Source organism: Actinomyces urinae (genome assembly GCF_900119695.1).
GTDB classification, from domain to species: Bacteria; Actinomycetota; Actinomycetes; order Actinomycetales; family Actinomycetaceae; genus Gleimia; species Gleimia urinae.
The window spans coordinates 749,862-775,199 of the sequence record NZ_LT632547.1 but is presented as its reverse complement, the minus strand read 5'-3'; the positions used below and the strand labels follow the sequence as shown (position 1 = coordinate 775,199).

Sequence of the window (25,338 nt, the reverse complement as noted above, 5' to 3'; positions counted from 1 at the left end):
TAAGTGGTGAACACATCACCTGTGTGATGTAACGTTACGCGGGTGCGTAGCATGAGTTTTAACAAAAAGCACGAGGCCATAAGCCGGGGTCTTGCGGGCAGGAACGGCATTGAGCTTCCTACGGTGGCAAAAGAGCCTGGCTGGTGGCCGTCTTTCTTGCGTCCGCCATCGGGTGATCCTGTGGATATGGAGGCTTCTCCCAAGCGGATTTTGCTAGGGCTCTTGCGCAAGAATAGGTGGTTGCTTCTTGGCGCCACATTGGTGGCAACCCTGTCGCAGGTGTCTTCAGCTCTGTTGGCTTGGGCGCTCGGGCTCCTTTTGGATGCCGGCCTGGATATGGGCTTGGGTAGCCACCTTGTTCGCCCCGTGGTGATTTTCTTCTCGCTGATTCTAATCGCAACCGTGTTCTCGGGGTTGTACCAGGTGTTCGAGATCGGAACTTGGTTCCAAGCCCAAGCTGGAAGTGCACGAATGTCCTCGTATCACCTGACAAACCGGCGCGGGCATACAAGAACAGACATGGCAACCGGAGACATTATTGCCACGATAACAACCGACTCCACACATATTGGCGCACTTTTTGCTTACATTTCAGATCTGGCTGCGTCCCTGATTACAACAGTCGTGATTGCCGCTCTGATGTTCTCTGTCTCAGTCCCCTTGGGGCTGGTGGTGCTGATCGGAATGCCGGTGGTGGTTGGCGGTCTCTCGTTGCTAATAAAACCACTTGAGCAGCGCCAGCAATCCCAACGTGATGCGCAAGGCGACCTCACAAATATAGGCACGGATGTTGTGACCGGTCTGCGCGTCTTGCGTGGAATCGGAGGGGAAGACGTATTTAACGAGCGTTACAGGGAGTTGTCGCAAGAGGTTCGTCGTCGAGGGATTCATGCTGCCCGCCCGCAGGCGTTGTTAAGCGCCGCATCGCAGGGGGTGCCGCACGCATTCGCTCTCGTGGTGGTAGCAATCGCAGCGTTCTTGGTTCTTGAAGGCCAGCTATCTGCCGGAGAGATGATCGCCTTTTACGGTTTTGCGGGGTATTTGACCACCCCGCTGTTTGTAATCGTGGGAGCGATGCAGGTGGGCACGCGCGCGTGGGTGGGACTGCGCAAGGTGGCTCGCGTGCAGGAGCTAAAATCGAGTGTGCACGACCGGACGGATGCTAACGAGGACGTGGACAATGCTCCGGAAAAGCAGGCTGGTTCTAGTCCAGCGGACAGCCGGTATCTGCAGCCTCTGCGCGACGGTATCAGCGGCGTGGAGGTGACGGGCGGCGCGATTACCGCACTGGTTGCTGCTGATCCGGATGTTTCTGCGCAACTGGCCACAAGGCTTAGTCGGGTAAACGATGAGAACCCGGTATTCATTGGCGAGGATGACTTGCGTGATCGCCCGGTAGATGAGGTACGCAGGCACATCGTTCTGGCTTCGGCACACGACCACCTGTTTAGGGGAAGTTTGCGAGACAATCTGCTGGCCGATCGGGCGGATATGCGCGAGCCGCTGATGGTGCAGAACACCATTATTGAGACGTATCTGGATAGTCGGATCCGCGAAGAGCGCCCCGAAGTTGAGATGGGGGAGCACGCGATGGACGAGGCTTTGCTTGATGCTATGTGGACTGCGGACGCTCAAGATGTGCTGGATTCTATTCCTGGAGCTTTGAACGGAGCAGTGGCAGAGAAGGGCCGCACGCTTTCTGGTGGTCAACGCCAGCGTGTTGCACTCGCACGTGCCCTCGCAACAAACGCGGAGGTGCTAATAGCAATCGAGCCTACCTCCGCGGTGGACTCGCATACCGAAGCGCGGATTGCCAGCCGGTTGCGCTCGCGGCGCCAGCAGCGCACCACGGTGCTAGTAACCTCCTCCCCGCTGGTTTTAGAACAGTGCGACGAGGTTGTGTTTATTGGCGAGGACGGCAAGGAGGCCGCTCGCGGATCTCATGACGAACTGCTGCAGCGGGCGTTGAGGCGAGAGGAGGGCGGCCTTATGTATCTGAGGGTCGTTCAGCGCGCCCAGGGAGGAGAATAATGAAGCTTCCCATTGCTGCTAGACCGCAGGTAATCTCGAGGTTTTGGGCGGTTATTCGCCGGTTCCCCAAGCTGGTTGCCGCGGTTTTGGTATTCCAAGTTGTGGCGTCTCTAATCGTGGTGGCAACCCCGTGGCTGATCGGTACGCTATTGGATCTGATCGTGGTGGGAACTACTCGCGCGGAAGTGACCCGTTACCTATTCATTATTGGGGCGCTGGTGGCGGCGCAGTTGTTGCTGACTTATTTGGGCGAGTACTTCTCGCGTGTGTTCGGCCAGGCGGTTTTTGCCCAGCTTCGTGAGGATCTGGTGAGTTCGGTTACCCACATGCCTCTGTCCGTTGTGGAAGCGGCAGGTACGGGAGACCTTATTGGGCGTACAACCCACGATATTGACCGCATTCAGTACCTGGTCCAGCGCGGAATCTACCGCATTATTATGATCGTGCTAACTGCGCTAGTCACCTACGTAGCCGCGTTTTTGCTTGCCCCCATGTTGGCGCTACTGCTATTGGTTCCGCTGATTCCTCTCATATTCATAGTGCGCTGGTACTTGCGCCGCGCTGTGCCGGGATATCAGGCGGAGTCCGCGCAGTGGGCAGCGCTGTCCGGCATCACCACGGAGACGGTTGAGCAGCATTCCACGGTTGATGCACTGAACTTGCGCCGGGTCAGGAACAACATCCTGGACGTGGCTATCACCCAGATTTGGAATCTGGAGCGCTACACCGCCTACCTGCGTATTTTCTTGCTAAGTGCCGTGATTTTCTTCTTGCAAACCCCGGCGCTGTTGGTGGCGTTGGCCGGAGCATGGGCGATTCCAAACGGCTACGCCACGCTGGGCGTGGTAACCACGATCGCACTGTACGGAGTGCAACTTTCGCATCCGCTTGGTGAACTTTCGTTCTGGGTAGATGTACTTCAAAGTGCGGCAACCTCGTTGGCCCGTATTTTTGGCGTAGACGAGGTGGAATCGGACAGGATCGCGTCAGGCAAGCAGCCTACCTCGACGGCGGTAAGTGCGCGCGAGGTGAGCTTTGAGTACCGACCGGGGCATCCCGTTTTGCACGGGGTTGATTTAGAGCTGAGGCCGGGGGAGACCCTCGCAATCGTGGGCCCGTCAGGTGCGGGTAAGTCCACGCTCGGCCGGATGCTTGCAGGTATTCACCCACCGACCTCCGGATCGGTAACGGTTGGGGGAGTTCCCCTGGTTGAGCTCACGGAAAACGAGTTGCACCAGAACATAGCCTTGGTGACGCAGGAGCACCACGTGTTTGTTGGAACGATTGCGGACAACCTTCGGCTCGCAAAACCGGACGCCACTGTTGAACAAATGTGGCATGTCCTAAAAAGCATGGGGGCGGCCAGCTGGGTACAGGAACTACCGGATGGGCTGGACACTAAGGTCGGCTCGGGCGCTCTGACGCTCAGCCCAGCGCAGGCCCAGCAGTTAGCGCTTGCCCGTATCGTCCTCATGAATCCGCACACCTTGATTCTTGACGAGGCTACATCGCTTATGGATCCAACGGCGGCAAGGCAGTTGGAGCGTTCCCTTGGGAAGGCGTTGGAGGGGAGAACCGTGGTTGCTATCGCGCACCGGCTGTACACGGCTCACGACGCGGACCGCGTAGCGGTGATGGTAGATGGGGCCATCGTGGAGCTCGGCTCGCACGATGAACTTGTAGCTCGCGGCGGCGAATACGCATCCTTGTGGAGCGCTTGGCAACACGAATAGCAAAAGGGGGCGCGGTGAACCGAGTCTGTAAGGACGGCTCACCGCGCACCTCTATTTGAGCGACTTTGATGCTAACCGGACTGGCGAGCCAGGTCGGCGGCGCCGATCAGGCCAGCGGGAACGCCTAGCTCAGCAAGAGTGATCTGGGCGGGCTGGCGGTAAAGGCGAGCGGTAAGGTTCTTCTCAAAAGACTTTTGGACGGGCGCGCGCAACAGCTCTCCGGCAGAGGCCACGCCGCCGGCTAGCACGATCATTTCTGGATCGAGGATGGCGCAAAGGTCAGCAAGCCCGCGGCCCACCCACTCCGCAATGGTCTCCACCACGTCGAGTGCAACCGGGTCGCCCTCTTTCGCGGCGGCGGTAACCATCTGTCCGGTGATCTGCTGCGGATTGCCGTCCGCCATTTCCAGCAGTCGCAGTGCGGACGCGGGTGCAACCGTCGCGATTTCGCGAGCTTCGTGCACGAGAGCCGTGCCCGAACCGTAACGCTCCCAGCAACCTCGATTACCGCAGCCACAGCGGCGTCCTCCCGCCTTGACCTGCATGTGGCCAACCTCGCCGGCAAAGCCCTGATAGCCGCGCACCAGCCTGTCATCAACGATGATGCCGCCGCCAATGCCAGTACCTAGCGTGATAACAATGGCGTTCTTCGCTTCGCGGGCAGCTCCGAAACGGAACTCGCCCCAGGCCGCCGCATTTGCGTCGTTCTCAACCACTGTGGGAAGCCCGGTTGCCTCCTTGATCTTGGAAGCCAGCGGCTCGTTGCGCCACGCCAAGTTTGGCGCGTACACAACCGAAGTGCGCGCAGCGTCGCAAAAACCCGCGGCTCCAATACCTACAGCACTTACTTCCTCACCCTCACGCAGCTTTGCAACCAGCGTGGCGATTGCGCTCGCGGTTGCGTCAACTTCTTGTGCAGGCGTTTGAATAACTTCGGTGCGAAGAACTTCACCTTCTTCATTAACAAGGCCAGCGGCGATCTTGGTGCCGCCTACGTCAACTCCAATCGTGAGGCTCACGTGCTACTCCTTATTTAGTCACAGCGGTTATTACGCAAAGTTCAAACTCTTGGTCCGCACCTAAACTGTACGTCAAGCCGCTATAAAGGTTAATCAGAATGGGTGGTCGGGTTTGTTCCACACGCTTAGCGGGTGGGTGGGAATGGTAAAGGCAATGTCAAGGTGTTCGGATACCAGCGAGGCGAGGTTCGCGGGCGTGCCGTCTGAGACGAAAAGGATTGGCGGGCGCAACTTCGCGGTTTCAACGAGGTTGAGGATAGGTTTGGCGCCCCCGTCTTCAGATTCAACCCAGTAGACCATCCAATCTGGCCCAATTGGGTGCTGGCGTGAGACGATAAGCCGCTTCACCGCACAACCGGGTGGGAGGGCGGCCACGACGTCCTCATCCAGGTCAATCATTTGTTGCGGTCCGGATACCCACGCTAGTTCGCTTTCGTCAATGGACGTGAGTTTTAGTTTGAGGTCCGACTTTTTCGCCTCGAACGACTTGCGTTTGGAACGCAGACGCAAGTTTTCAAAGCTGTCAACTAGATCGCCCAGGGCGTTGTAGTCCTTTTGCGTCCACGGAATCATGACGCCGGGGTTGATAGCCGTGTACGAGGCGGACGCCAGGAACCATTCGAGAGGATCAACGGGTTCGGTGAGCAGACCTTCACGCAGGTAGAGGGCGCGGCGAAGCACCTGGTCTCGCAGCGGGTCGGCAACGCGCTTTTGGGCTTTGGCGAGCCGGCGATGGAAGCGGTTTTGGGCAGATTCGTAGTCATCTCCGGTGTTCCACTGGTCTCCGGGCCAGTTATGCAGGCGGGTTAGTTCTTCACGTAGTGAGAAGCGCTCGCCGATGTGGCCGCGCAGTTTAAGGAACTCGTCCCACGCTTCCACCCACGCCACGGCTTGTACAAACGCGTGCGGGTAGGTGCGGGTGGGCAAAACGGTAAGGTTCTTGGCGCCCTCTTCGACGTTGTTGTACCACTGTTGCAGGTCCTCGGTGGTGTACCAGCGAGATTTACTGTCGGTTAGTTTTGCCCAGTTTGGATTGGTTTTTCGAGCCTCGTGGGCTTGCCACATGCGTGCAAGTGGTTCGCGAATTTTGCGGCGCGGGAGTGTTCGCGTGCGGTTGGTGTACTCGTTTTCAATGATGTTGATAGCGGCAAGTACCAGGTCAAGGTCAGGTAGGTCTGGACCTTTTCGTTTTCCGAGGTCGCGAGGGCTGGTCCAAAGAGATATTAACCACGCTGTGTCGGGGCAGTGAGCGGCGGTCGCGGCCTCGTTGGCGGCTTGAAGGAAGTCGTGATTGATGGCGGCGATGGCTTGTTTTTCCGTTTTTGTAAGGGTTTTGAGCTTGCGCGTGCCCCATTTGCGGATGAAGACTTCGGAAAGAGACGTTGCCGACTTCTTGTGTGCCATGTTTAGTATTCTGCCCTATTTTTGGACGCAGCGGCGGAAGGCAAAATTTGCGCGGTAGAATTTGGCTGTGACTAACGCAAATGAAATGAAGAATCGCCCGGTTCTGGTGGTCGATTTGGGTGCGCAGAACGCGCAACTGATTGCCCGCCGGGTCCGTGAGGCCCATGTTTACTCCGAGATTGTTCCCCAGACTTATAGTGCGCAGCAGATCAGTGAAAAGAATCCTGCTGCGATTATTCTTTCTGGTGGTCCGTCGTCCGCGCACGTTAAGTTTGACGCGGACATTCTTAATTCTGGGGTTCCAGTTCTTGCTATTTCGTCGGGCTTCCACGTGATGGTGGATGCCCTGGGTGGTGTGGTTGCCCCTGGAGATGTTCCTGAAAATGGTCGAGCCCGCGCAACTGTGACGGTTTCGGATTCGAAACTGCTGGGCGCTGATGGCGACCAGGATGTGTGGATGTCTCACGTTGACCGCGTGGAGGAGCTCCCCGATGGATTTCGCGTGAGTGCAAGCACGGATAAGTCGCAGATTGCGGCAGCCGAGGATGTAGCTCGCGGCCTTTACGGCGTGGAGTGGCTCCCGGAGATTCGTCGCACCGAGCACGGTCAGGATCAGATTGTGCGTTTCTTGCGCGATATTGCCGGTATTGAGGGCGAGTGGTCCGCGGCCTCGATTATCGATAGTGAGATTCAGAAGATTCGCGAGCAGGTTGGTTCTGCGCGCGTAATTTGTGCACTGTCTGGTGGCGTCGATTCTTCGGTTGCGGCAGCGCTTGTACACAAGGCTGTTGGCGATCAGCTCACCTGTTTCTTCGTGGACCACGGCCTGTTGCGTCTGGGTGAGCGCGAGCAGGTTGAGCGCGACTACGCCGCCACGATGGGTATCCGCGTGGTCACGATTGATGAGTCCGAACGCTTCTTGAATGCGTTGAAGGACGTCACCGAACCGGAGCAGAAGCGCAAGATCATTGGCCGCGAGTTCATTCGGGTGTTCGAGGATGCGCAGAAGAAGTTCGTGGCGGAAGCTGATCGCGATGGGGAGGAAGTTAAGTTCCTCGTCCAGGGTACGATCTACCCCGATGTGGTTGAGTCCGGAGCCGAGGGGTCGGCAAACATCAAGTCGCACCACAACGTGGGCGGCCTGCCTGAGGATTTGAACTTTGAGCTGGTTGAGCCGTTGCGCGCCCTCTTTAAGGATGAGGTTCGCGAGCTTGGCCTCGAGATCGGGGTGCCGGCCTCCATGGTGAAGCGTCAGCCGTTCCCCGGCCCCGGCTTGGGTGTGCGCGTGGTTGGCGCGCTGACTCGGGAGCGTCTGGATGTTCTGCGCGCAGCTGACTACATTGTGCGCGAGGAACTGACGAATGCTGGCCTTGACGAGGTCATTTGGCAGTGCCCGGTTGTTCTGCTTGCTGATGTCAAGTCTGTGGGTGTCACGGGCGATCAACGCACGTACGGTCACCCGATTGTTCTGCGTCCGATCATTTCTGAGGACGCTATGAGTGCTGAGTGGGCACGCGTGCCATTTGATGTGCTGGACCGCATTTCTACGCGAATCACCAGCGAGGTCCCCGAAATCAACCGGGTTGTGCTTGACGTGACGTCGAAGCCGCCGGCAACGATCGAGTGGGAGTAGTTTCCTAAAGCAGTTTTGGGGAGGGCAGTGCATGGAGCGGCCCTCCCCAAACGCTTATAGGGAAGCCGGTCCTTGATGCAGGTAGGTGCTGATATCGCGCAAGTCTGTCAAAATACTGTTGTCGCAGTGTAGTGATGAGCAAGGAGATTTTTATGCCGGACGATGCAGCGCTCCAGGACGTAGCGCCCCCGGACGCAGAACCTGAGGGCATGCCGGTGGCACATTCGGAGGAGACTGAGCAGGGTATTCAGCCCATAGATGCTTCTGAGCAGCCGGAATCCGCCGAGTCGGCAGTGCCGAGCAGGACGCGCAGGTTCAAGGACGCGTTGTTGAATCCGAAAGCTTGGTTTGCTCCAAAGAATCGCCCGGGCGTCGCAGCATTCGTCATCCCTGCGCTGATCATTTTCATCGCGTTCCAGGCATCGGGGGTGTGGCCGAGCGGCAACCGGCACATCCTCACTATCGACCTGTACCACCAGTACGCGCCGTTCCTCGCTGAGTATCAGCGCAAGCTGTCAAACTTCGAAACTTTGATGTATTCGTGGCGAGGCGGCCTGGGTGCCGACTTCCTTTCGCTCTTCGCCTACTACTTGGCAAGTCCAATAAACCTGCTCATTTTGCTGTTCCCCGCCTCGCAACTGTCTAACTTTGTGCTGTTTGACGTCGTTTTGAAGACGGGCTTGGCAGGCTACACCAGCTATTTCTTCTTGCGTCGAGGCCGTGCTCACACCCCGTGGGTTGCTGTCTTGTTCTCCCTCGGGTACGCGCTGTCCTCGTTCACGCTCGCGTACTTTTGGAACATCATGTGGCTGGACGTGCAGATCATGCTGCCTCTCCTCGCTTACGGAGCGTGGTTGATCGTCAAATACGAGCGGCTTGTGCCGTACGTGATTTTCACGGCCATAACCCTCTTCGTAAATTATTACGCGGCGTTCTTCGCGGTCCTGTTTATCGCCCTGTACTTCCTGGTCCTTCTGGTTGAGAACGTTCCGTTCAAACGTTGGCGTGATCAGGTGGCTAAAGCAATCCTGTTTGGTGGGGCGTCCGTGTTCGGGGCCGCGCTGGCTTCAGTGCTTTTAATCCCGGTCTATTTGAAGCTACAACACACGTCGGCATACGGCGATGCGTGGCCAGACAAAGTGGACTTCATGTATTCGCCCATTGATCTGTTTGGGCGCCAAATGTTCCTGTCCGCACCCGCTGTGCGCGAGGGCCTTCCGAATATTTACGCAGGAGCCCTCGTTCTGTTGCTGATCCCGGCGTATTTCCTGGCTCGAAGCATTTCCACGAGGGGGAAGATCGCGAACGGAATCCTCTTGACCTTCATGGCCCTTAGCTTGTCGGTCAACTCGTTGAACTTCTTTTGGCACGGAATGCACTACCCGAACCAGTTGAACCACAGGTTTGCGTTCACCGCCGTGTTCCTCCTGGTTGTAATGGCTGCCGAGGCTTTCCGCGCACTCAAAACCGAGCCGCTTCCGCTGGCGAAGATCGCATCCGGAATAGGCCTGCTTGCCCTGGTCATGTATCGCATCGATAAGGAGGCTGTGACAGCGCGTTCGATGGTCGCAACAATCGCGGTTAGTGCGCTGTACGTAGCGGTTCTTGTAGTCATTTCGGGGCGAGAAGAAATCACTTTGAAACTGGGGAAGTCGCCGCGAGTGCTTGCCGCGCAAGGAGTTGCAGTGGCAACCATGATCGGCCTGGTTTCAGTGGAGCTACTGGCTTCTTCGATTGCGGGCATTAAAGATGTGCGAGACGGGCAGGTATTTGGCAACCGTGATGGCTATGCCGCGGGTGACTTCCCCCGAGATGTGCGCGAGGTTGCCGGCAAGATCAAGGCTGAGAATGACGGGTATCCGCGGGCAGAGCTCGCTAATCGCAAGACTTATAACGACGCATTCCTCTACGGCTACGACGGTGTCACGCTGTTTGGTTCTTCGTTCAGCCAGGCGCAGTTGAAGCTCATGGAGGGTGTTGGCCTATCCACTAACGGTATCAACTCCTACGCTTACAATCCGGCTAAACCGCTCGATACCTTCTTCGGCGTGAAGTACGTAATGACCAGCGAGAAAGAACGCGGGCAGTTGATTGACTACCCAACCTATTTCGAATCGGCCAGCCTCGATGTGTACGAGAACGCGGACGCCCTGCCCATGGCGTTCCTGGTTGATAGCACGGCAAAGGATTTCAAAACCGAGTCCGAGGGTTTTCTTACCAATCAAGCGAGGATGTACGAGGCTGCGTTTGGCACCTCCGGCCTGTATGAGACAGTGAAGGCAGAGTTCTCAGCTACCGCGGGCACGGTGTCTGAGGAGTCTAACGAGCCTTTCGGTCAGCAGGTCAAGTTTGAGGCTTCTTCCGGGCAGGCTGTCGCGAACGTGAGCGTTACGGCGCAAAAGGATGGCCACTACTTCCTCGCCTACAAGTCTGGAACGGTGAAGGTACAAAATGTTTCGGTTTACACCGGGAATGAACAGAAGGTGCAGGTAAATACCCAAAAGAATGGCCTGGTTGACTTGGGTGTGTTGCGCGCGGGCGATACCGGTCTGGTGGAGTTCAAGACCGAAAAAGACAAGTCTGGCACGGTCAGCTTTGAAGCGGGCGTCATGAACGATTCCGTTTATGAAAGTGCCGTGGCCAAGGCGCAGGCCAACCCGGTGAAGATTGAACGGGGGCAGCGTTCTATGGATATGAGTGTCAACGCGCCCCAGGCCGGCTACTTGCTGGTAAGCAATATTTACGATCCGGGTTGGGAAGCTACAGTTAATGGGCAGAATGCAAAGGTAGAGCCTTTCGATGATTCGCTCATGCTGATCCCGGTACAGGCGGGTGATAACCAGGTGCACATGAGTTTCACGCCTATCGGATTGCGGGCGGGACAGCTCACCAGTGCCCTTGCGCTCATGCTATTGATCGGTTTGGTTGTGTTCGAGCGTAAAACGAGGCAACGCCAGTTGAAGCGCAAGCACGAGCGTGAGGTTGTAAATGCTGCTTTGGCCCAGGATGAGTCTTCCCCGGCCGAAGCGGGGGAGCTTAACGAGGAAACCTTGGACGCAGATGAAATGCATGACGGTGTAATGAAAGATGAGTAGAAAAAAGCCTCGGAACTGGCCCGAGACCCCTGCGGCTCTAGCCAGTCCCGTCCTCGATAATCACACGCACCTGCCCATTGGGGAGTGGGAAATCCCCAAAGCTGGCGACGTCAAGCTTCCTCTTGAGGAACAGCTCCACCGTGCGTACGAGGTGGGAGTTCGCGGCCTGATCACTGTGGGCTGTGAGATTACCGATTTTGATCCCACCATCGAGCTTGCCCACAAGTTTGGTGACTCAGCCGGCTTCCCGCGGGTGCGTGCAGCTATTGCGCTCCACCCCAATGAGGCGCCCCTACACGCGGGCGTGCTGGACGTGGCCGCCGACGGTTGGGAGCACGAACTGAAGGCACATCACGTGCCTTTAGATGAGGCTCTTGCCGCGGTGGAGAGCCGGCTGGATGATCCGTCCATTGTGGCTGTGGGAGAAACCGGCATCGATTTGTTCCGCACGGCTGACGCGGGCCTTGCAGCTGCAAAAGACTCGTTTGCCGCTCATTTGCGCATGGGATTCAAGCGCGCACTACCAGTGCAAATCCATGACCGGGATGCGCATGAGGAATGCTTGGACGTCCTCTACGACACGGGCGCAGATAAGGGGCACACTCCGATCGTGTTCCACTGCTTTTCCGGTGGAACGCAGCTGGCCCGCCACGTAGAGAAGAACGGCTGGTATGCCTCGTTTGGTGGATCACTAACATTTGCGGCTAATGATGAGCTACGCGAGGCCTTCAAGTCGCTGTCGCCAGATCGGGTTTTGGTGGAAACGGATGCTCCTTATCTCACTCCCGTGCCCTATCGCGGTCATCCGAATGCCTCATACGTTATGGCGCACACAGTTCGGTTTATCGCGCAGATGTGGGAGCGTAGCGAAGAAGCCACTCTTGAGCAGCTCCAAAAGAATAGTGAGGCAGTATATGGCAATGTTTTCTTCGCTTGAAGTGCTTTGTAAGTAAGGGCACAAACTCTGTGTGAGCTTGCACAATTTGCCGGCGGATTAGCTTCCTATTTCTATAACGATCTGGTTACGGTAGAGGGTAGTTAGTTATCTACTCAAGAGGTAAAAGTTTGGCTTTCAACAATGTAGCGTCTGCCCGTTGGGCAACGAACGCATCGAAAAAGACCATTAAATCGGTTGCAGCTGCGTCTGCTTTGGCTCTCGTTGCGACGGCTGGTGTTTCGATTGCTTCGACGCGTACCGATGTCCTGGTGAACGCTGATGGCGCAACTTCGATCGTAACGGTCTGGGGCGGCACGGTTGGCGGCGCACTGGAGGTAGCTGGCGTGAAGGTTGGCGAGCATGACCTCGTAACCCCTGCAGTTTCTGCTCCGGTTCAGAAGGGCCAGACGATTACGTTCACGTCTGCGAAGCCTTACACGATCCACGACGAGAAGGGCCGGTCTGAGGTTTGGTCCACCGCTGATTCGCTTGAGGGCGTGATGAGCGTGTTTGCTGATTCAGGCCGCGATGTTGCCCTCGCTGCGAATCGCTCTAGTGTTCGCGAGGCTCTGCCCGCTGTTCTCGACGAGGCTGGCACTGTAAGCGTTGTGGTTGACGGTAAGGCCAAATCTGTTGAGGTCCCTGAGGATGCCACGGTGCCTGAGATCCTCGAAGCCGCAAGCGTTACGCCATCGCCTATTGACCAGGTTTTCTTAGAAACCGGTGCCGATGATGTGAAGGTAAACGTGGTGCGCCAAACGCGCGGCAACGTAACCGAGACGCAAGAACTTGATTTCAAGACGATTGAGCGTGACACGGATGAACTTTACGAGGGTGAATCCCGCGTGGTGCAAGAAGGTCAGAAGGGCAAGATCACCACTGTAAAGTACGAGCAGAAGCGCGGAAGTGAAGTCCTTGTTTCTACCAAGGTTTCTGAAAAGCGTGAAGAGCCTACCGACAAGATCGTTGAGCATGGCACCAAGAAACGTCCGGCAGAAGCCGTAGCGGCGGCCCCGCAGCAGGGCTCGGGTACGGGTTCCGCGCCAGCAGGTGTTTGGGCCGCACTGGCTCAGTGTGAGTCTGGTGGAAATCCAGGAACGAACACCGGTAATGGCTTTTACGGCCTGTACCAGTTCTCGCTACCTACATGGCAAGCGGTAGGTGGAAGTGGTCTGCCGTCGGATGCTTCGGCTGAAGAGCAGACGAAGCGTGCCCAGATCCTCCAGCAGCGCGCTGGTTGGGGACAGTGGCCCGCGTGCTCGTCGATGCTTGGATTGCGATAAATCAAAGCTCTAGTAGGGGAAGTGGTGGCCCAGCTACCACTTCCCCTTGTAATTTGTGTCTGTATCTGCCCGGTAGAATGGTTGTATGAGCGAAGTTAAGTTGTTGACGCCAAGGGATGTGCGCGAGATCTGCGCCGCCCTTCACATCCAACCTACAAAAACGCTGGGTCAGAACTTCGTTCACGATGCCGGTACAGTTCGCAAGATTGTGAAAGCTGCGAGTGTTACAGCTGGGGAGCACGTGTTAGAGATCGGTCCAGGCCTTGGATCTTTGACTCTGGGTTTGTTGCAGGCCGGTGCGCGTGTCACAGCGATTGAGATAGACCCTGTTTTGGCAACGGCTCTGCCGGCCACTGTAGCAGGGCATGCGCCGGGAGCGCCGCTTCGGGTTCTGCAGGCGGATGCTCTTAAAGTCACCACTTTGGAGCGTCTGAATGAGGCGAAGTCTATTGAGGGGGAGACACAAGAGTGGGAGGCTCCCACCCGCCTCGTGGCAAATCTTCCGTACAACGTGGCTGTGCCGCTGATCCTAGGTGTATTGGATAACTTCCCTTCCATTCGTGAGCTTTTGGTGATGGTACAAACTGAGGTTGCGCAGCGTTTGAGCGCCAAACCAGGGTCAAAAATTTACGGCGTGCCATCCGTCAAAGTTGCTTGGTATGGCGATGCTGAGCTAGCTGGCACTATTTCCCGGCGCGTCTTTTGGCCCATCCCAAATGTTGATTCTTCGCTGGTACGAATTTCGCGTTACGAGGCCGATGCTTTGCCGGCCGCCGAACAGGCTGGTGTTACTCGCCAAGAACTTTTTGAAGTTGTGGATGCCGCGTTCTCTCAACGCCGCAAAACCCTTCGCGCCGCCTTGAACAAGTGGGCGGATGTGGACGTAGACGCGCTGATAGAAAATGCGGGTATAGACCCGCTGGCGCGAGGCGAGGTATTGGATATTGACCAATTCTTGGCCTTAGCTAAGGCGCGCAACGAGTTGAAGCAGGGCGCCTCGTGATCACAGCGAGCGCACCGGGCAAAGTGAATCTTGTCCTCCTAGTAGGTAAACCCGACCAACGTGGCTACCATCCGCTTTATTCGATTTTTGAAACATTGAGTATTAGGGAGCGGGCAACCGTTCGTTTTCGCCCGCAGCATGATGGCTCTGCTCGTACCGGCATGCCGATCGTTGTGCACACGCTGGGCGCGGACCTGTTGGATTTAGAACCTGTGAAACACCTGGCGTTCCGAGCAGCAAAAGCGCTGATTCTGGAGGCCGCGAAGCTTGGTATTCCAGCGGTTCCAGACGGCCACGTCCTCGAGATAGAAATCGAGAAACGCATCCCGGTAGCAGGCGGAATGGCTGGAGGCTCTGCAGATGCGGCCGCAACCCTCGTAGCGGTTGATAAGCTTCTGGGATTAAACCTCGATCGTGAGCGCATGCATGAGATTGCCCGTGGGCTTGGCGCAGATGTACCGGCGTGTTTGGAGGGCGGGATTAGCCTGGGCCTGGGATACGGCGACCACATGACGCGACTTGACCGGCCCGATACGCCCGCACACCACTGGGTGATGTGCACGATGCGGGAGGGGCTTTCAACTCCGGCTGTGTTTAAAGAGTTTGACGCGCAGGGTAGAGGTCGGGACATGTTGCCTACAAGTCTGCGTGAAGACGACATGCGCCTGCTTGAAGGCGCTGAGCAACTGGTGGGTCTATTAGAAAACGATCTGCAGGAAACCGCTTTGGGTATGCACCCCGCGCTTGGGCAAGCGTGGATGGTGATTGAAGAGGCCGGGCCGCTCGCGGTTTTACTGTCCGGTTCGGGCCCAACGGTAGCGGCGCTGGCAGGTAGCTTGGAGCATGCGCGCCAGATTGAGCGGCGTCTGGCAGGGGCGTGCGAGGTGGAGAACACGCTGGTGGTGTCCGGCCCCGCACAGCCGGCAAAGGTGGAGTAGTGGCACATCTTTTTGGAACGCAGAGCATTGGTGCGATCGGTGGTTCGCGCAAGATCTTGGCTGACATTTCGGTTTCGGTGGCAGATGGAGATCGCATTGGTGTGCTCGGCCCAAACGGGGCCGGCAAAACCACGCTGTTGGCCATGCTCGCGGGCGAACGTGAGGTAGATAGCGGCCAGATTATTGTGCGCGATGGCGTAAGGTTTGTGCACTTATCGCAGCGCGACATCATTAGCGAGCAGACGGTACAAAGCGTGGTCCACCCCGGGCTGGCAGCTCACGAGTGGGCGTCTGTGCCCGCGATTAGGGATGTTCATGAGGGGCTTTTGGCTGATATTGATCTGGAAGCGAAAATGAGTGAGCTTTCGGGCGGTCAGCGCAGGCGCGTGAACTTGGCGCGAGTTTTGTCTGCAGGCGTTGTGCAGGGGCATCCGGCGGACGTCCTCGTGCTGGATGAACCGACGAACCATTTGGACGTTGAGGGCGTATCTTGGCTGGCCAAACACTTGAATCAGCGGATGGGACCGCGCGATGGTTCGGGCCGCAATAGCGGCGCGCTGATCGTGGTGACGCACGACCGCTGGTTCTTGGACGCGGTGTGCACCCACGTGTGGGAAGTGGTTCCAGGTATTGACCCGGGAGGTTCGCGCCCGCAGATTCCGGGCCGAATCGAAATGTACGAGGGCTCCTACGCGGCTTACATTTTGGCTCGGGCGGAGAGGGCTCGCCAGAGCGCCCTGGCGGAACAAAAACGGCAGAACGTGCTTCGTAAGGAGCTCGCCTGGTTGCGTCGCGGCGCGCCCGCGCGCACTTCGAAGCCTCGTTTTCGTATTGAGGCCGCGGAAGAACTGATCGTTAACGAACCGCCTCCGCGTGATGACGTTGAACTGGTGCGAATGGCCACCGCGCGGCTAGGTAAACAGGTGATTGACCTAGAGGGCGTGTCTTTAGCTTTTGGCGAGGGCAACGAGAAGCAGACAATTTTTGAGGACGTGACATACCGTCTGGCTCCGGCTGAGCGCGTGGGAATTGTAGGTGTGAATGGCGCGGGTAAAACCACCCTGCTGCGCCTGCTTAGTGGCGAGGTGGAGCCCGATTCAGGTCGGGTAAAGCGCGGCAAAACAGTGAAGGTGCGCACCCTTTCACAAGATACGCATGAACTTGACGCGGTCTCGCATAGGCGCGTGGTTGAGGCCGTGGCTGACGTGGCACAGTCAGTGATGATTGGCGATAGAGAGGTGTCTGCCTCCCAGCTGGTTGAACGAGTCGGTTTTACGCGCAGTAGGGCGTGGACCCCGGTTGCTGACATTTCGGGCGGGGAGAGGCGCAGGTTGCAACTGATCCGCCTGCTCATGTCGGAGCCGAACGTGATTTTGCTCGATGAGCCTACCAACGACCTCGACACTGACACGCTTGCGGCCATGGAAGATCTGCTGGATTCATTCCCCGGCACGCTGGTAGTGGTTTCTCACGATCGTTATTTGCTGGAGCGCACTACCACTCACCAACTGGCCCTGTTTGGCGACGGTAAGCTTCGTGCCATCCCCGGCGGTGTGGAGCAGTATTTGCAGATGCGCGAGGCCGGCATGGGCGGTGTGGCCGGAAGAGGCACATCGCAGTGGTCGGAAAGCAGCCGCGAAGAAGCGGGCAAAAACGGCGTGCGTAAGACCTCGTCCGTGCTACAAACTTCCGACGCGCAATTGTTTCGCGAAGCCCAAAAGGAAGCGCGCCGAATCGAGCGGCAGATGGATCGTTTGGCCAGTCAGATAGAGAAATACGAGGCTCAGTTAGAAGAGCTCGCGTCTAACCCGGAGCCTTCACGCGAGCAGATCGGACAGATGGCCCAGGTTTCGGCCTCGCTTCAAAATGCTCAAAGCGAGCATGATGAGCTAGAAATGGCGTGGCTAGAGGCCGCAGAGGCCGCCGAGCGCGCCAAGTAGTCTCTGCCTAATGGCCGGGCCAACTCTTGATCTGTTGCAAAATAGCGGCCTGGTTGCGCTCTAGCAGGCCTGCTCCGATGCGCAGTGTCACGTAGCTGATTCCTAGCGTCCATACCAATACCAGTAGGTAAACCGCGGCCTCGGTGATGATGGGGCCAAGGTAGATGTATGCGAGAACTGCTGGGACCATCAGCAAACTACCGAGGAGGAATACGACCAAGCCGCCAATAAATGTGGCCATTTGGTTTGCCGTGCCCTTGGTAGACATGGCGGAGGTTCCCGGGGGTTGCACGCCAAATGCTCGGTATCCAGTTATGGCAGACATGAGGCTTGCAGTAAGCAAGCCCAACGAGAGCGAGGCGATGGTCAGCGCCAACCAGGACATTCCGATTGGTAGTGCAATGGATGCCAGAACGCCGTTGAATACTGATACCACGATTAGAGCGGGAAGTGATGCGAAGAGGCGCCCGAAGCGGTCGGCTCGTCCGGTTACACCCGCGCTGACGTGCATCCAGTAGGCGGTTGAGTCGTATGAAAGCAACATGCCCGCAGTCTGACCGAAGATCAGGGGAGTGAATACGAATAGAAACCAGCCCGTGGATGCGCCCGTTGGGCTTAACGAAAAGCCGAACCCAAGAATCGGCATCATCAGCATGATGATGAGGGAGGGGGCTAGGCGCGCGTCACGCACCCACATGTGAAGGTTACGTGCGGCTAAGGCCGCAGTTGGTGGGTTGAGGCCCAGTTTTAGCCAGAAGTTTAGAGACTTCAACTGCTGGTCCAGGCCGGCAACAGTGTTGATCTCAGTGGTTACCAAAGTAGGATCCACAACGCTTTGGCCCGTGGCTACGGCTTGCTTGGCCGCACTGGTGAGTTCGTGTTTGCGCCCCACCATTTCGCCGCGAACTAGCGAGTGCCAGCCGGCTCCAAGTACCGCAAAGATGGCCACCCCGTAAGCCACTTGCACGAGGGCAGGAATAAGCTCACCGCCTGCTAGAAGGTAGGGGATAGAGACGATTCCCGCCAGTGGTGTCCATTTCGCGATGTTTGCCAAAGTGCCAACGTCGAAGCTGATTGCGCCTTCTGCAAAGGTAGACATGAAGTAGGAAAATCCCCACATAATTGCCACAAACAGGACTACGCCAACCATTTGCATGAGGTCGCGTCGGCCTTGAGAGGCCTCAACGCGGGCGGCAAACCAGAAGCTGATAAACCGTGACACTAGAGCAAGGGAGACCAGAGCAAACGGCATCAGCACTATAGAGAGAACGCCATATAGGGGCTCATCTACCTTGAACAGTCCCGCAGTGCCGGTAACGAAAACAAGGAGTGTGATGAGGCCGGCGGGCCCTGCTACCGAGGCGTAAAGCAGCGCTCTAGATAGACACCTGGTTGGTGCAACATAAGGGGAGAAGGACTTTGGCGCGGTTGTGGCATCTAGTCCCATACCGAATAGGGGAGCGCCCGCCCAGGCTAGGGTGCTTGCGCTGGCCACCAGCAGGACAATTTGGGTGAACGGGGTTATTAAGCCGGCGTCCAAAATCAGTAGGGGCGCGATGAGCATGAAGCCAAGGAACACGCCAAAGTAGAGCGTAGCTAGGATAACGAGAACTAACTTCCACCATTTTTGGGTTAGGTTGTTCCACAAAGAGCGAAGTTTAAGGCCAATTATCGACGCAACCAATCGAGACCTCCTGTTTCCTTCACCCCACCTACGAGCTCGCGGAAGCGCTCGTCCAGACTCTTACCAGCTGATACTTGCTCAGTGGTGCCGGCAGCAAGCACTTGACCGTGATTCAAAATCGCTACGTGGTCGCACAGTTTTTCAACCGTATCCATAACGTGCGAGGAGAGCACTACGGTGCCTCCAGCTTCTACGAATTCGGTTAAGAGGTTGCGAATACCGGCCGCGGAGATTGGGTCTACCGATTCAAACGGCTCGTCAAGCACAACAATCTTCGGGCCGTGTACGAGGGCGCAGGCCAGCGCAACTTTCTTGGTCATGCCCTGCGAATAGTCGGCTACAAGTTTCTTGCCGGTATTTTCGAGGCCGAGCGCTTCGAGCAGCTCGCTTGCCCGAGTGCGGGCAGTGTCCTTGTCGAGCCCACGGAGCATTCCCATGTATTCCACCAGAGCAGCGCCGGAGAGGCGGTCGAACAGGCGGTATCCGTCGGGCAGAACGCCGAGCATGGCTTTTGCTTCTGCGGATCTATCCCAAATATCTACGCCGGAAATGTATGCGGTTCCAGCGTCTGGCACGAGCATGCCCGTAACCATAGAAAGGAAGGTGGTTTTGCCTGCCCCGTTAGGGCCAACTAGGCCAAAGAAAGATCCGCGCGGGATTCCCAGCGTTAGGTTGCCTACTGCGATGGTGTTGCCAAAAACTTTTGTTAGCCCACGCGCGTCTATCGCGATGGGCGGTCCATCAAAGCGAGTGCTGTGAATGCTTTGCGTAGAGCTCGTGGGAGCTTGCGTGTTCATGTTTTCGTTGCTCACGATTTCCTCTTAACCGGTTACAAATCGAGTCGAAAATGTTAGGTAATAAAACTGGTAGGCGCGTGTGGCGCCCCCATAAGCGTTAAGCGTCGAATGCGAGTAGTAGTGGTTTCAACAGTAGTGAAAGCCTCTGCTCATCTTCTTCGCTGATACCAACCAGCAGATTACGTTCGTCGTCAAGTAGTGATTTGAGCGCGGAGTCCACGCGTTTACGGCCCTCGACGGTTAGCGACACCAGAACGGCGCGCCGGTCCGATGGAGAAGGGGAACGTTCCACAAGTCCTTTTGCTTCTAGCCTGTCGATGCGGTTGGTCATGGTTCCAGATGACACGAGTAGTTCGTTCATGAGGACGCCCGGGGTAAGCGCGTATGGGCTACCGGACCGGCGCAGGGAGGATAGAACATCAAATTCCCAGGGTTCGAGGCCGTGTGAAAGAAACGCGTTTCGCCGCGCGAGGTCGAGGTGACGGGCCAGCCGCGTGATGCGCGAGAAAACAAGCATGGGAGTGGAGTCGAGGTCGGGCCTCTCTTTTTGCCAAGAGCTGACGATGCGGTCGACCTCGTCGTCCGGAGTTGGGACGGGGATGCGTTTGTTTTCTCTCACGTTTCAAAGATACTTGAAATTAAGAGTCTTGTCTGCGTCGCTTTTGACGGTTTTCTTATTCAGCGTCGCTAAGTAGCTGCGGATCAGGGTGCAGGTTTCTAAGGCCAAGCCAGGTGAGATTAACGATGTGGGAGGCCACGGTTTTCTTGTCGGGGCTTCGCTCTTCTAGCCACCATTGGCCAACTTGGGCGATGAGGCCAACCAGCATCTGTGCGTAAATTGGGGCGGCTTTGGCATTTAGTTTGGCTTCCTTGAAGCGGGCGGCAACAAGGTGCTCAACCTTGTTTGCTACGTCGCCGATTACAGAGGAGTAGTAGCCTTCGGATCGGTTTAGGGGTGCGTCTCGAACGAGTACGCGGAAACCGTCGGTGTGCTCGTCAATGTAGTCCAGGAGGGCAAGAGCGGTATTTTCTACAATGCGGCGCGGGTGCTCCGCCGAGTTAAGGGAGCTAGTGATAGTGGTGACAAGGAGCTGCACTTCTCGGTCCACGATCACGGCGTAGAGGCCTTCCTTGCCTCCGAAGTGTTCGTACACAACGGGTTTCGTTACCCCTGCTTTGCTAGCGATTTCTTCTACCGTGGTGGCGTCAAAACCGCGGGCGGCAAAAACGGAACGTCCGGTTGCGATGAGTTGTTCACGGCGTTCGATTGCGCTTAGCCTGGTCCTTTTCGCAGCCACTTTATTTCCTCCGCCCCTGCGGGCATTTTTAACTTCGGTCACTGGCACCGGTTTCATTTAGGTGCTCAGCTTTAAAGTATGGCACAATGATTTGTGGCTTTCCGCCCTAGTGTAACGGCAGCACACAGGCTTTTGGTGCCTTGAGGTCTGGGTTCGAATCCTAGGGGCGGAACGGTTGCTCCCACGCAAACGCGTGGGAGTTTTTATTGTCTGCCCACGTTTCGTCCCAAAATATGTTGAGTCTGCCTAAATTTTCGCCTCGACGCCTCTGTTCCTATTAAGATCGGAGGTGTTGGCGCAACTCTCGCGGTTTTACAAAACCAAAAGGATGGGAATGTGAGTAACCCGTTGGCTGTAATCGTCCTAGCGGCAGGCCAGGGCACGCGCATGAAGTCTAATACTCCAAAGGTTCTTCATCCCATGTGTGGGCGTCCGCTTCTGGGGCACGCCATTGTTGCGGCAGAAGAATCCGGGGCGGCCAAGCAGGTTGTGGTGATTCGTCACCAGCGTGATCGCGTGGCGCAGATGGTGCAGGATTTCGCGCCGGAGGCCGTGATTGCAGATCAGGATGAGATTCCGGGTACGGGCCGCGCCGTTCAATGTGGGTTGGAGGAGCTCGCGAAGCACGTGGATGAACTCGCGGGAACCGTGTTTGTTACTTCCGCTGACGTACCACTGCTTACCGGACAGACGCTGCGCGAGCTGGGTGAGGCTCACGAGAGCGCGAAGAATGCGGTTACGGTTGTAACAACAGTTGTGGATGACCCTACGGGTTATGGCCGGATCATTCGTGAAGAGGGTGCGGTTACGAAGATCGTGGAGCACCGCGACGCCTCGGAAGACGAACTAGCTGTGCGGGAAATCAACGCGGGAATCTACGCCTTTGATGCGGCTTTCCTAGCCGAGGTGCTACCTACGCTCGGGACGGATAACGACCAGGGTGAGGTTTATCTGACCGACACCATTTCAGCGGCTATTGAGCGTGGACGCAGGTGCGGGGCTTTCATTCTCGAGGACGTGTGGCAGGCACAGGGGTGTAATGACCGTGTTCAACTATCCGAGCTTCGTGCGGAAATGAACCGGCGGATCCTCGAAGAGCACATGCGCGGGGGCGTAACCGTGGTTGATCCAACCTCAACGTGGATTGATGTTGATGTGGAAATCGCGCCGGATGTGACGATTGAGCCGGGTTGCATCCTCGAAGGCAACACTTTTATTGATTCTTATTCTGAAATTGGCCCTCATACGACGCTACGCAATGTAGAAGTCGGTGAGGGCTCCATAATGCCGTACTGCTTCGCCTTCGACGCGTTGGTTGAAGCAGGTACCCTTCTACCCGCCTTCCAACAGCTGCAAAACCGCATTTAGGAGAAATCAAAGTGACTGGAATTATCACCACCGGTGAAAAGCGCCTGATCCTGGTGTCAGGGCGAGCCTACCCTGAGCTGGCGGCAGCTGTTGGCGAAGAACTTCAAACGGGTGTTTTACCTACCACGGCATACGATTTTGCGAACGGCGAGATTTACGTGCGCTTCAACGAGTCCGTTCGTGGCTGTGACGCGTTTGTGATCCAATCACATACCGAGCCCATCAACAAGTGGGTTATGGAACAGCTGATCATGATTGATGCGCTCAAGCGTGCAAGCGCGAAGCGCATCACGGTTGTAGCACCGTTCTACCCGTATGGGCGCCAGGACAAGAAGCACCTTGGCCGCGAGCCCATTTCGGCCCGTCTCATGTCCGATCTTTTCAAGGCCGCGGGTGCCGACCGCCTCATGTCGGTAGATTTGCACGCGGCCCAGGCGCAAGGTTTCTTCGACGGTCCGGTCGATCACCTGTGGGCCATGCCGGTACTCGTTGACTATGTTCGTACCCGCGTGGATCTGTCTAACGTTGCGGTGGTTTCTCCTGATGCCGGCCGTATTCGGGTTGCGGAGAAATGGTCACAGAAGCTGGGCGGTGCTCCTCTTGCTTTCATCCATAAGACGCGCGACACCACGCGTCCCAACGTGGCGGTTGCAAACCGGGTTGTTGGCGACGTGGAGGGCCGCGAGTGCGTTTTGGTGGATGACCTTATTGATACGGGCGGCACGATTGCAGAGGCCGTGAAGGTTCTGCTTGCATCGGGCGCTAAGGACGTGATTGTGGTGGCAACCCATGGCGTTCTCTCTGATCCGGCAACTCAGCGTCTTTCCGAATGCGGTGCTAGGGAAGTGGTTGTGACTAACACTCTTCCGATCGTTCCGTCCAAGCGGTTTGATAAGCTGACCATTCTCTCCATCGCCCCGCTGCTTGCGCGCGCAATTCGTGAGGTATTTGACGATGGTTCGGTGACGTCGCTATTCGACGGAGTCGCATAATTTCGCTACACTAGTGAAGTTGCCTCGGCGAGGGCTGGCATTGCTGGCCGTTATCGACAGGGCGTTCGAAACGCGTTGTTTCGCACCACCATCCGGGGTCACGTTCATTTTGAGAGATCCTAGGAGGATAAATGCCTGCTGATATTACGCGTATGGAAGCGAAGCTTCGCACCGAGTTCGGTAAGGGTGCTGCTCGTCGCGCACGCCGCGAGGGCCTAGTTCCGGCCGTTGTCTACTCTGATTTTGTTGATCCGATTCACCTCGATCTGCCGGGTCACGAGACTTTCCTTGTCATTAAGGACAGCGCGAACGCTCTCGTTAACCTCGTGTTCGATGGCAATGAGCAGCTTGCTCTGGTTAAGGATATTCAGCGTCACCCGGTTCGTCGCGACATTCTGCACGTCGACATGTTTGCGGTTCGTCGCGACGAGATGGTTGATGTTACTGTTCCGCTGGTCATTCACGGTGAGGTCAAGGACAACATGGTTGCTAACCAGGAGCACTTCGAGATCCTGGTCAAGGCTCCAGTTATTGCTATTCCGCAGAGCTTCGAGCTTTCTATTGAGGGTATGGCCGAGGGTGACAGCCTGACGGTTGCTGCGCTCGAAATGCCTGAGGGCGTAACGCACGAGATGGATCCAGAAGAGGTTCTGGTTTCGATCGTTGCTGCTGAGGAAGTTCCGGAGCCCGAGGTTGCCGAGGACGAAGAGGGCGAAGCCGCTGAAGGCGAAGCTGAGGCAGAGGAAGAGGCTGCGGAAGAGGCGTAATCCTCACCGGCTTAGCCACTTAGCTGTTGCGGATTGGGAGACGAGGTCTCCCAATCCGCTTTTTTATTTGGTTTGAGGCGTGATGGGTGAGTTGGGGGAGGTAAGCCCGCAAATATAACTGTTCGCTTACGATCTTAATGTCGAGTTCTGGCGGGCTTCTGGATCGGTTATACTATTACGTGCATGCGAGCGGACCTTGCCAGATTGCGGGGGAGACTCGTCAAACTTCTAAAACCTTTCCACAGGAGGAACTGTGAAGAAAACGATTAAGGTATCTGCGGTCGCTGCTGCAGCAGCGTTGATGCTGGCAGCTTGTGGTTCGGCCCCGGATCAGGGCGGTAACGAAGGCACAAGCGGCGAGACCGGCGGCGCGCAGGGCGCAAGCAACGTAAAGGCTTGCATGGTTTCTGACGAGGGCGGCTTTGATGACAAGTCGTTTAACCAGTCGGGCTATGAAGGTTTGAAGCGCGCTGAGAAGGAACTCGGCGTTGAGGTGAAGACCGCTGAGTCGAGCTCGGATGCTGATTTTGATCCGAACATCTCCACCATGGTTGATGAGGGCTGTGACCTGATCATCGGTGTTGGCTTCAAGATGGCCGCTCAGCTCGAGGCTAAGGCTGTTGAGCACCCGGATGTTAAGTTCGCTCTAGTTGACTCGACGTTTGAGAACCAGCCAGAGAATGCTCGCGCACTCGTATTTAACACTGCTGAGGCTGGCTACCTCGCTGGCTACCTCGCATCGGGTATGACCCAGACCGGTAAGATCGGTACCTTCCTCGGCATGAAGATTCCGTCGACCGCTATCTTTGCTGATGGCTTCGAAGGCGGCATGATGAAGTACAACGAGGTTCACTCGACCGACGTGAAGCTTCTCGGCTGGAACATGGAGAGCCAGGAAGGCTCCTACACTGGCGACTTCTCTGATGTTGCTAAGGGTAAGAACACCACTCAGCAGCTCATTAACCAGGGCGCTGACGTCATCATGCCTGTAGCAGGCCCGGTTGGTGCCGGTGCACTCACCGCTGCTTCTGAATCTGATGGCGTTTCCGTCATCTGGGTTGACGCTGATGGTTACCTCACTCAGCCGGAGCAGGGCCAGTACATCCTCACCTCGGTGATGAAGCAGATCGGCGAGGCTGTGTTCGACACGATCAAGTCTGTTGCTGATGACAAGTGGACTTCGGAGCAGTACGTCGGCAACCTCGAGAACGGCGGCGTTTCGATCGCTCCGTTCCACGACTTCGATTCGAAGGTCCCTGCAGAGCTGAAGGATGAGGTCGAGCAGGTCAAGCAGGACATCATCTCTGGCAAGATCAAGGTTGAGACCAAGAACCAGCCGTAATTTACAGAGCTGACCAATACAAGTAGGTAAGGCCCGGGCGCCCTTCTCGGCATCCGGGCCTTACCTGGCTTTAT

Annotated in this window: 19 protein-coding genes and 1 tRNA gene; 14 read left to right on the top strand and 6 right to left on the bottom strand. The window is 56.8% G+C overall.

Annotation, left to right across the window (positions count from 1 at the left end; translation table 11 throughout):
• Positions 1-51: 51 nt before the first annotated feature.
• Both BQ7114_RS04810 and BQ7114_RS04805 read left to right on the top strand, forming a co-directional pair.
• On the top strand, positions 52-2,031 hold the full coding sequence (locus tag BQ7114_RS04810; RefSeq protein WP_072342704.1) for an ABC transporter transmembrane domain-containing protein: 1,980 nt from the start codon (positions 52-54) through the stop codon (positions 2,029-2,031).
• Positions 2,031-3,764 (top strand): ABC transporter ATP-binding protein, encoded by a 1,734-nt coding sequence (locus BQ7114_RS04805; protein WP_072342703.1) that lies wholly within the window; start codon positions 2,031-2,033, stop codon positions 3,762-3,764. The genes BQ7114_RS04810 and BQ7114_RS04805 overlap by 1 nt, the downstream gene beginning before the upstream one ends.
• A 71-nt stretch (positions 3,765-3,835) precedes the next feature.
• Here the strand turns inward: BQ7114_RS04805 and BQ7114_RS04800 are convergent, their stop codons facing one another.
• Together BQ7114_RS04800 and BQ7114_RS04795 are read right to left on the bottom strand one after the other, a co-directional pair.
• Complete coding sequence (locus BQ7114_RS04800) at positions 3,836-4,783, bottom strand: ROK family glucokinase (protein ID WP_072342701.1); 948 nt, start codon at positions 4,781-4,783, stop codon at positions 3,836-3,838.
• Positions 4,784-4,876: 93 nt separating this feature from the next.
• The gene (locus BQ7114_RS04795) at positions 4,877-6,187 is read right to left on the bottom strand and encodes a hypothetical protein (protein WP_072342699.1); all 1,311 of its coding nucleotides are present in this window, start codon (positions 6,185-6,187) and stop codon (positions 4,877-4,879) included.
• Between the two features lie 85 nt (positions 6,188-6,272).
• On the opposite strand from BQ7114_RS04795, the gene guaA reads away from it, so the two are divergent.
• The 7 genes from guaA (at position 6,273) to BQ7114_RS04760 (ending at position 17,016) form a co-directional block, all read left to right on the top strand.
• Complete coding sequence (guaA, locus tag BQ7114_RS04790) at positions 6,273-7,820, top strand: glutamine-hydrolyzing GMP synthase (protein WP_072344811.1); 1,548 nt, start codon at positions 6,273-6,275, stop codon at positions 7,818-7,820.
• A gap of 152 nt (positions 7,821-7,972) precedes the next feature.
• Positions 7,973-10,915 (top strand): YfhO family protein, encoded by a 2,943-nt coding sequence (locus BQ7114_RS04785; protein ID WP_072342697.1) that lies wholly within the window; start codon positions 7,973-7,975, stop codon positions 10,913-10,915.
• The gene (locus BQ7114_RS04780; protein WP_072342694.1) at positions 10,908-11,852 is read left to right on the top strand and encodes a TatD family hydrolase; all 945 of its coding nucleotides are present in this window, start codon (positions 10,908-10,910) and stop codon (positions 11,850-11,852) included. The genes BQ7114_RS04785 and BQ7114_RS04780 overlap by 8 nt, the downstream gene beginning before the upstream one ends.
• Before the next feature lie 128 nt (positions 11,853-11,980).
• Positions 11,981-13,135, top strand: coding sequence for a resuscitation-promoting factor (locus tag BQ7114_RS04775; protein ID WP_072342691.1), 1,155 nt, complete (start codon positions 11,981-11,983; stop codon positions 13,133-13,135).
• Between the two features lie 85 nt (positions 13,136-13,220).
• Positions 13,221-14,138 (top strand): 16S rRNA (adenine(1518)-N(6)/adenine(1519)-N(6))-dimethyltransferase RsmA, encoded by a 918-nt coding sequence (rsmA, locus tag BQ7114_RS04770; protein ID WP_072342688.1) that lies wholly within the window; start codon positions 13,221-13,223, stop codon positions 14,136-14,138.
• Positions 14,135-15,076: a 4-(cytidine 5'-diphospho)-2-C-methyl-D-erythritol kinase gene (ispE, locus tag BQ7114_RS04765; RefSeq protein ID WP_072342684.1), complete on the top strand. Its 942-nt coding sequence runs from the start codon at positions 14,135-14,137 to the stop codon at positions 15,074-15,076. Before rsmA ends, ispE begins: the two co-directional genes overlap by 4 nt.
• Positions 15,076-17,016 carry an ABC-F family ATP-binding cassette domain-containing protein gene (locus BQ7114_RS04760; protein WP_072342678.1) on the top strand — a complete coding sequence of 647 codons (1,941 nt, stop codon included), beginning with the start codon at positions 15,076-15,078 and terminating at the stop codon, positions 17,014-17,016. Before ispE ends, BQ7114_RS04760 begins: the two co-directional genes overlap by 1 nt.
• Before the next feature lie 7 nt (positions 17,017-17,023).
• Here the strand turns inward: BQ7114_RS04760 and BQ7114_RS04755 are convergent, their stop codons facing one another.
• From BQ7114_RS04755 to BQ7114_RS04740, 4 genes are all read right to left on the bottom strand, one after another.
• Entirely contained in the window at positions 17,024-18,664 is a 1,641-nt protein-coding gene (locus BQ7114_RS04755; RefSeq protein ID WP_143236794.1) for a hypothetical protein, read from the bottom strand.
• A gap of 20 nt (positions 18,665-18,684) precedes the next feature.
• On the bottom strand, positions 18,685-19,497 hold the full coding sequence (locus BQ7114_RS04750) for an ABC transporter ATP-binding protein (protein WP_072344808.1): 813 nt from the start codon (positions 19,495-19,497) through the stop codon (positions 18,685-18,687).
• 97 nt (positions 19,498-19,594) lie between these two features.
• The gene (locus BQ7114_RS04745) at positions 19,595-20,116 is read right to left on the bottom strand and encodes a MarR family winged helix-turn-helix transcriptional regulator (RefSeq protein WP_195906715.1); all 522 of its coding nucleotides are present in this window, start codon (positions 20,114-20,116) and stop codon (positions 19,595-19,597) included.
• Positions 20,117-20,171: 55 nt separating this feature from the next.
• A complete protein-coding gene (locus BQ7114_RS04740) occupies positions 20,172-20,795 on the bottom strand; it encodes a TetR/AcrR family transcriptional regulator (protein WP_072342669.1) in 624 nt (207 codons plus the stop codon).
• A 100-nt stretch (positions 20,796-20,895) separates the two neighbouring features.
• On the opposite strand from BQ7114_RS04740, the gene BQ7114_RS04735 reads away from it, so the two are divergent.
• From BQ7114_RS04735 to BQ7114_RS04715, 5 genes are all read left to right on the top strand, one after another.
• Positions 20,896-20,967: transfer RNA gene (locus BQ7114_RS04735), tRNA-Gln, on the top strand.
• A 164-nt stretch (positions 20,968-21,131) separates the two neighbouring features.
• On the top strand, positions 21,132-22,163 hold the full coding sequence (locus BQ7114_RS04730) for a bifunctional UDP-N-acetylglucosamine diphosphorylase/glucosamine-1-phosphate N-acetyltransferase GlmU (protein ID WP_072342662.1): 1,032 nt from the start codon (positions 21,132-21,134) through the stop codon (positions 22,161-22,163).
• An 11-nt stretch (positions 22,164-22,174) separates the two neighbouring features.
• Positions 22,175-23,155, top strand: coding sequence for a ribose-phosphate diphosphokinase (locus tag BQ7114_RS04725; protein WP_072342656.1), 981 nt, complete (start codon positions 22,175-22,177; stop codon positions 23,153-23,155).
• Positions 23,156-23,286: 131 nt separating this feature from the next.
• Positions 23,287-23,922, top strand: a complete 636-nt coding sequence (locus tag BQ7114_RS04720; protein WP_072342652.1) for a 50S ribosomal protein L25/general stress protein Ctc — start codon at positions 23,287-23,289, stop codon at positions 23,920-23,922.
• Positions 23,923-24,175: 253 nt separating this feature from the next.
• Complete coding sequence (locus BQ7114_RS04715) at positions 24,176-25,264, top strand: BMP family lipoprotein (protein WP_072342645.1); 1,089 nt, start codon at positions 24,176-24,178, stop codon at positions 25,262-25,264.
• The last annotated feature ends 74 nt before the right edge of the window (positions 25,265-25,338 follow it).

Coding starts and splice junctions, on each gene's coding strand:
- BQ7114_RS04810 (WP_072342704.1), top strand. CDS start 52: ATGAGTTTTAACAAAAAGCACGAGGCCATAAGCCGGGGTCTTGCGGGC.
- BQ7114_RS04805 (WP_072342703.1), top strand. CDS start 2,031: ATGAAGCTTCCCATTGCTGCTAGACCGCAGGTAATCTCGAGGTTTTGG.
- BQ7114_RS04795 (WP_072342699.1), bottom strand. CDS start 6,187: ATGGCACACAAGAAGTCGGCAACGTCTCTTTCCGAAGTCTTCATCCGC.
- guaA (WP_072344811.1), top strand. CDS start 6,273: ATGAAGAATCGCCCGGTTCTGGTGGTCGATTTGGGTGCGCAGAACGCG.
- BQ7114_RS04785 (WP_072342697.1), top strand. CDS start 7,973: ATGCCGGACGATGCAGCGCTCCAGGACGTAGCGCCCCCGGACGCAGAA.
- BQ7114_RS04780 (WP_072342694.1), top strand. CDS start 10,908: ATGAGTAGAAAAAAGCCTCGGAACTGGCCCGAGACCCCTGCGGCTCTA.
- rsmA (WP_072342688.1), top strand. CDS start 13,221: ATGAGCGAAGTTAAGTTGTTGACGCCAAGGGATGTGCGCGAGATCTGC.
- BQ7114_RS04750 (WP_072344808.1), bottom strand. CDS start 19,497: ATGAACACGCAAGCTCCCACGAGCTCTACGCAAAGCATTCACAGCACT.
- BQ7114_RS04720 (WP_072342652.1), top strand. CDS start 23,287: ATGCCTGCTGATATTACGCGTATGGAAGCGAAGCTTCGCACCGAGTTC.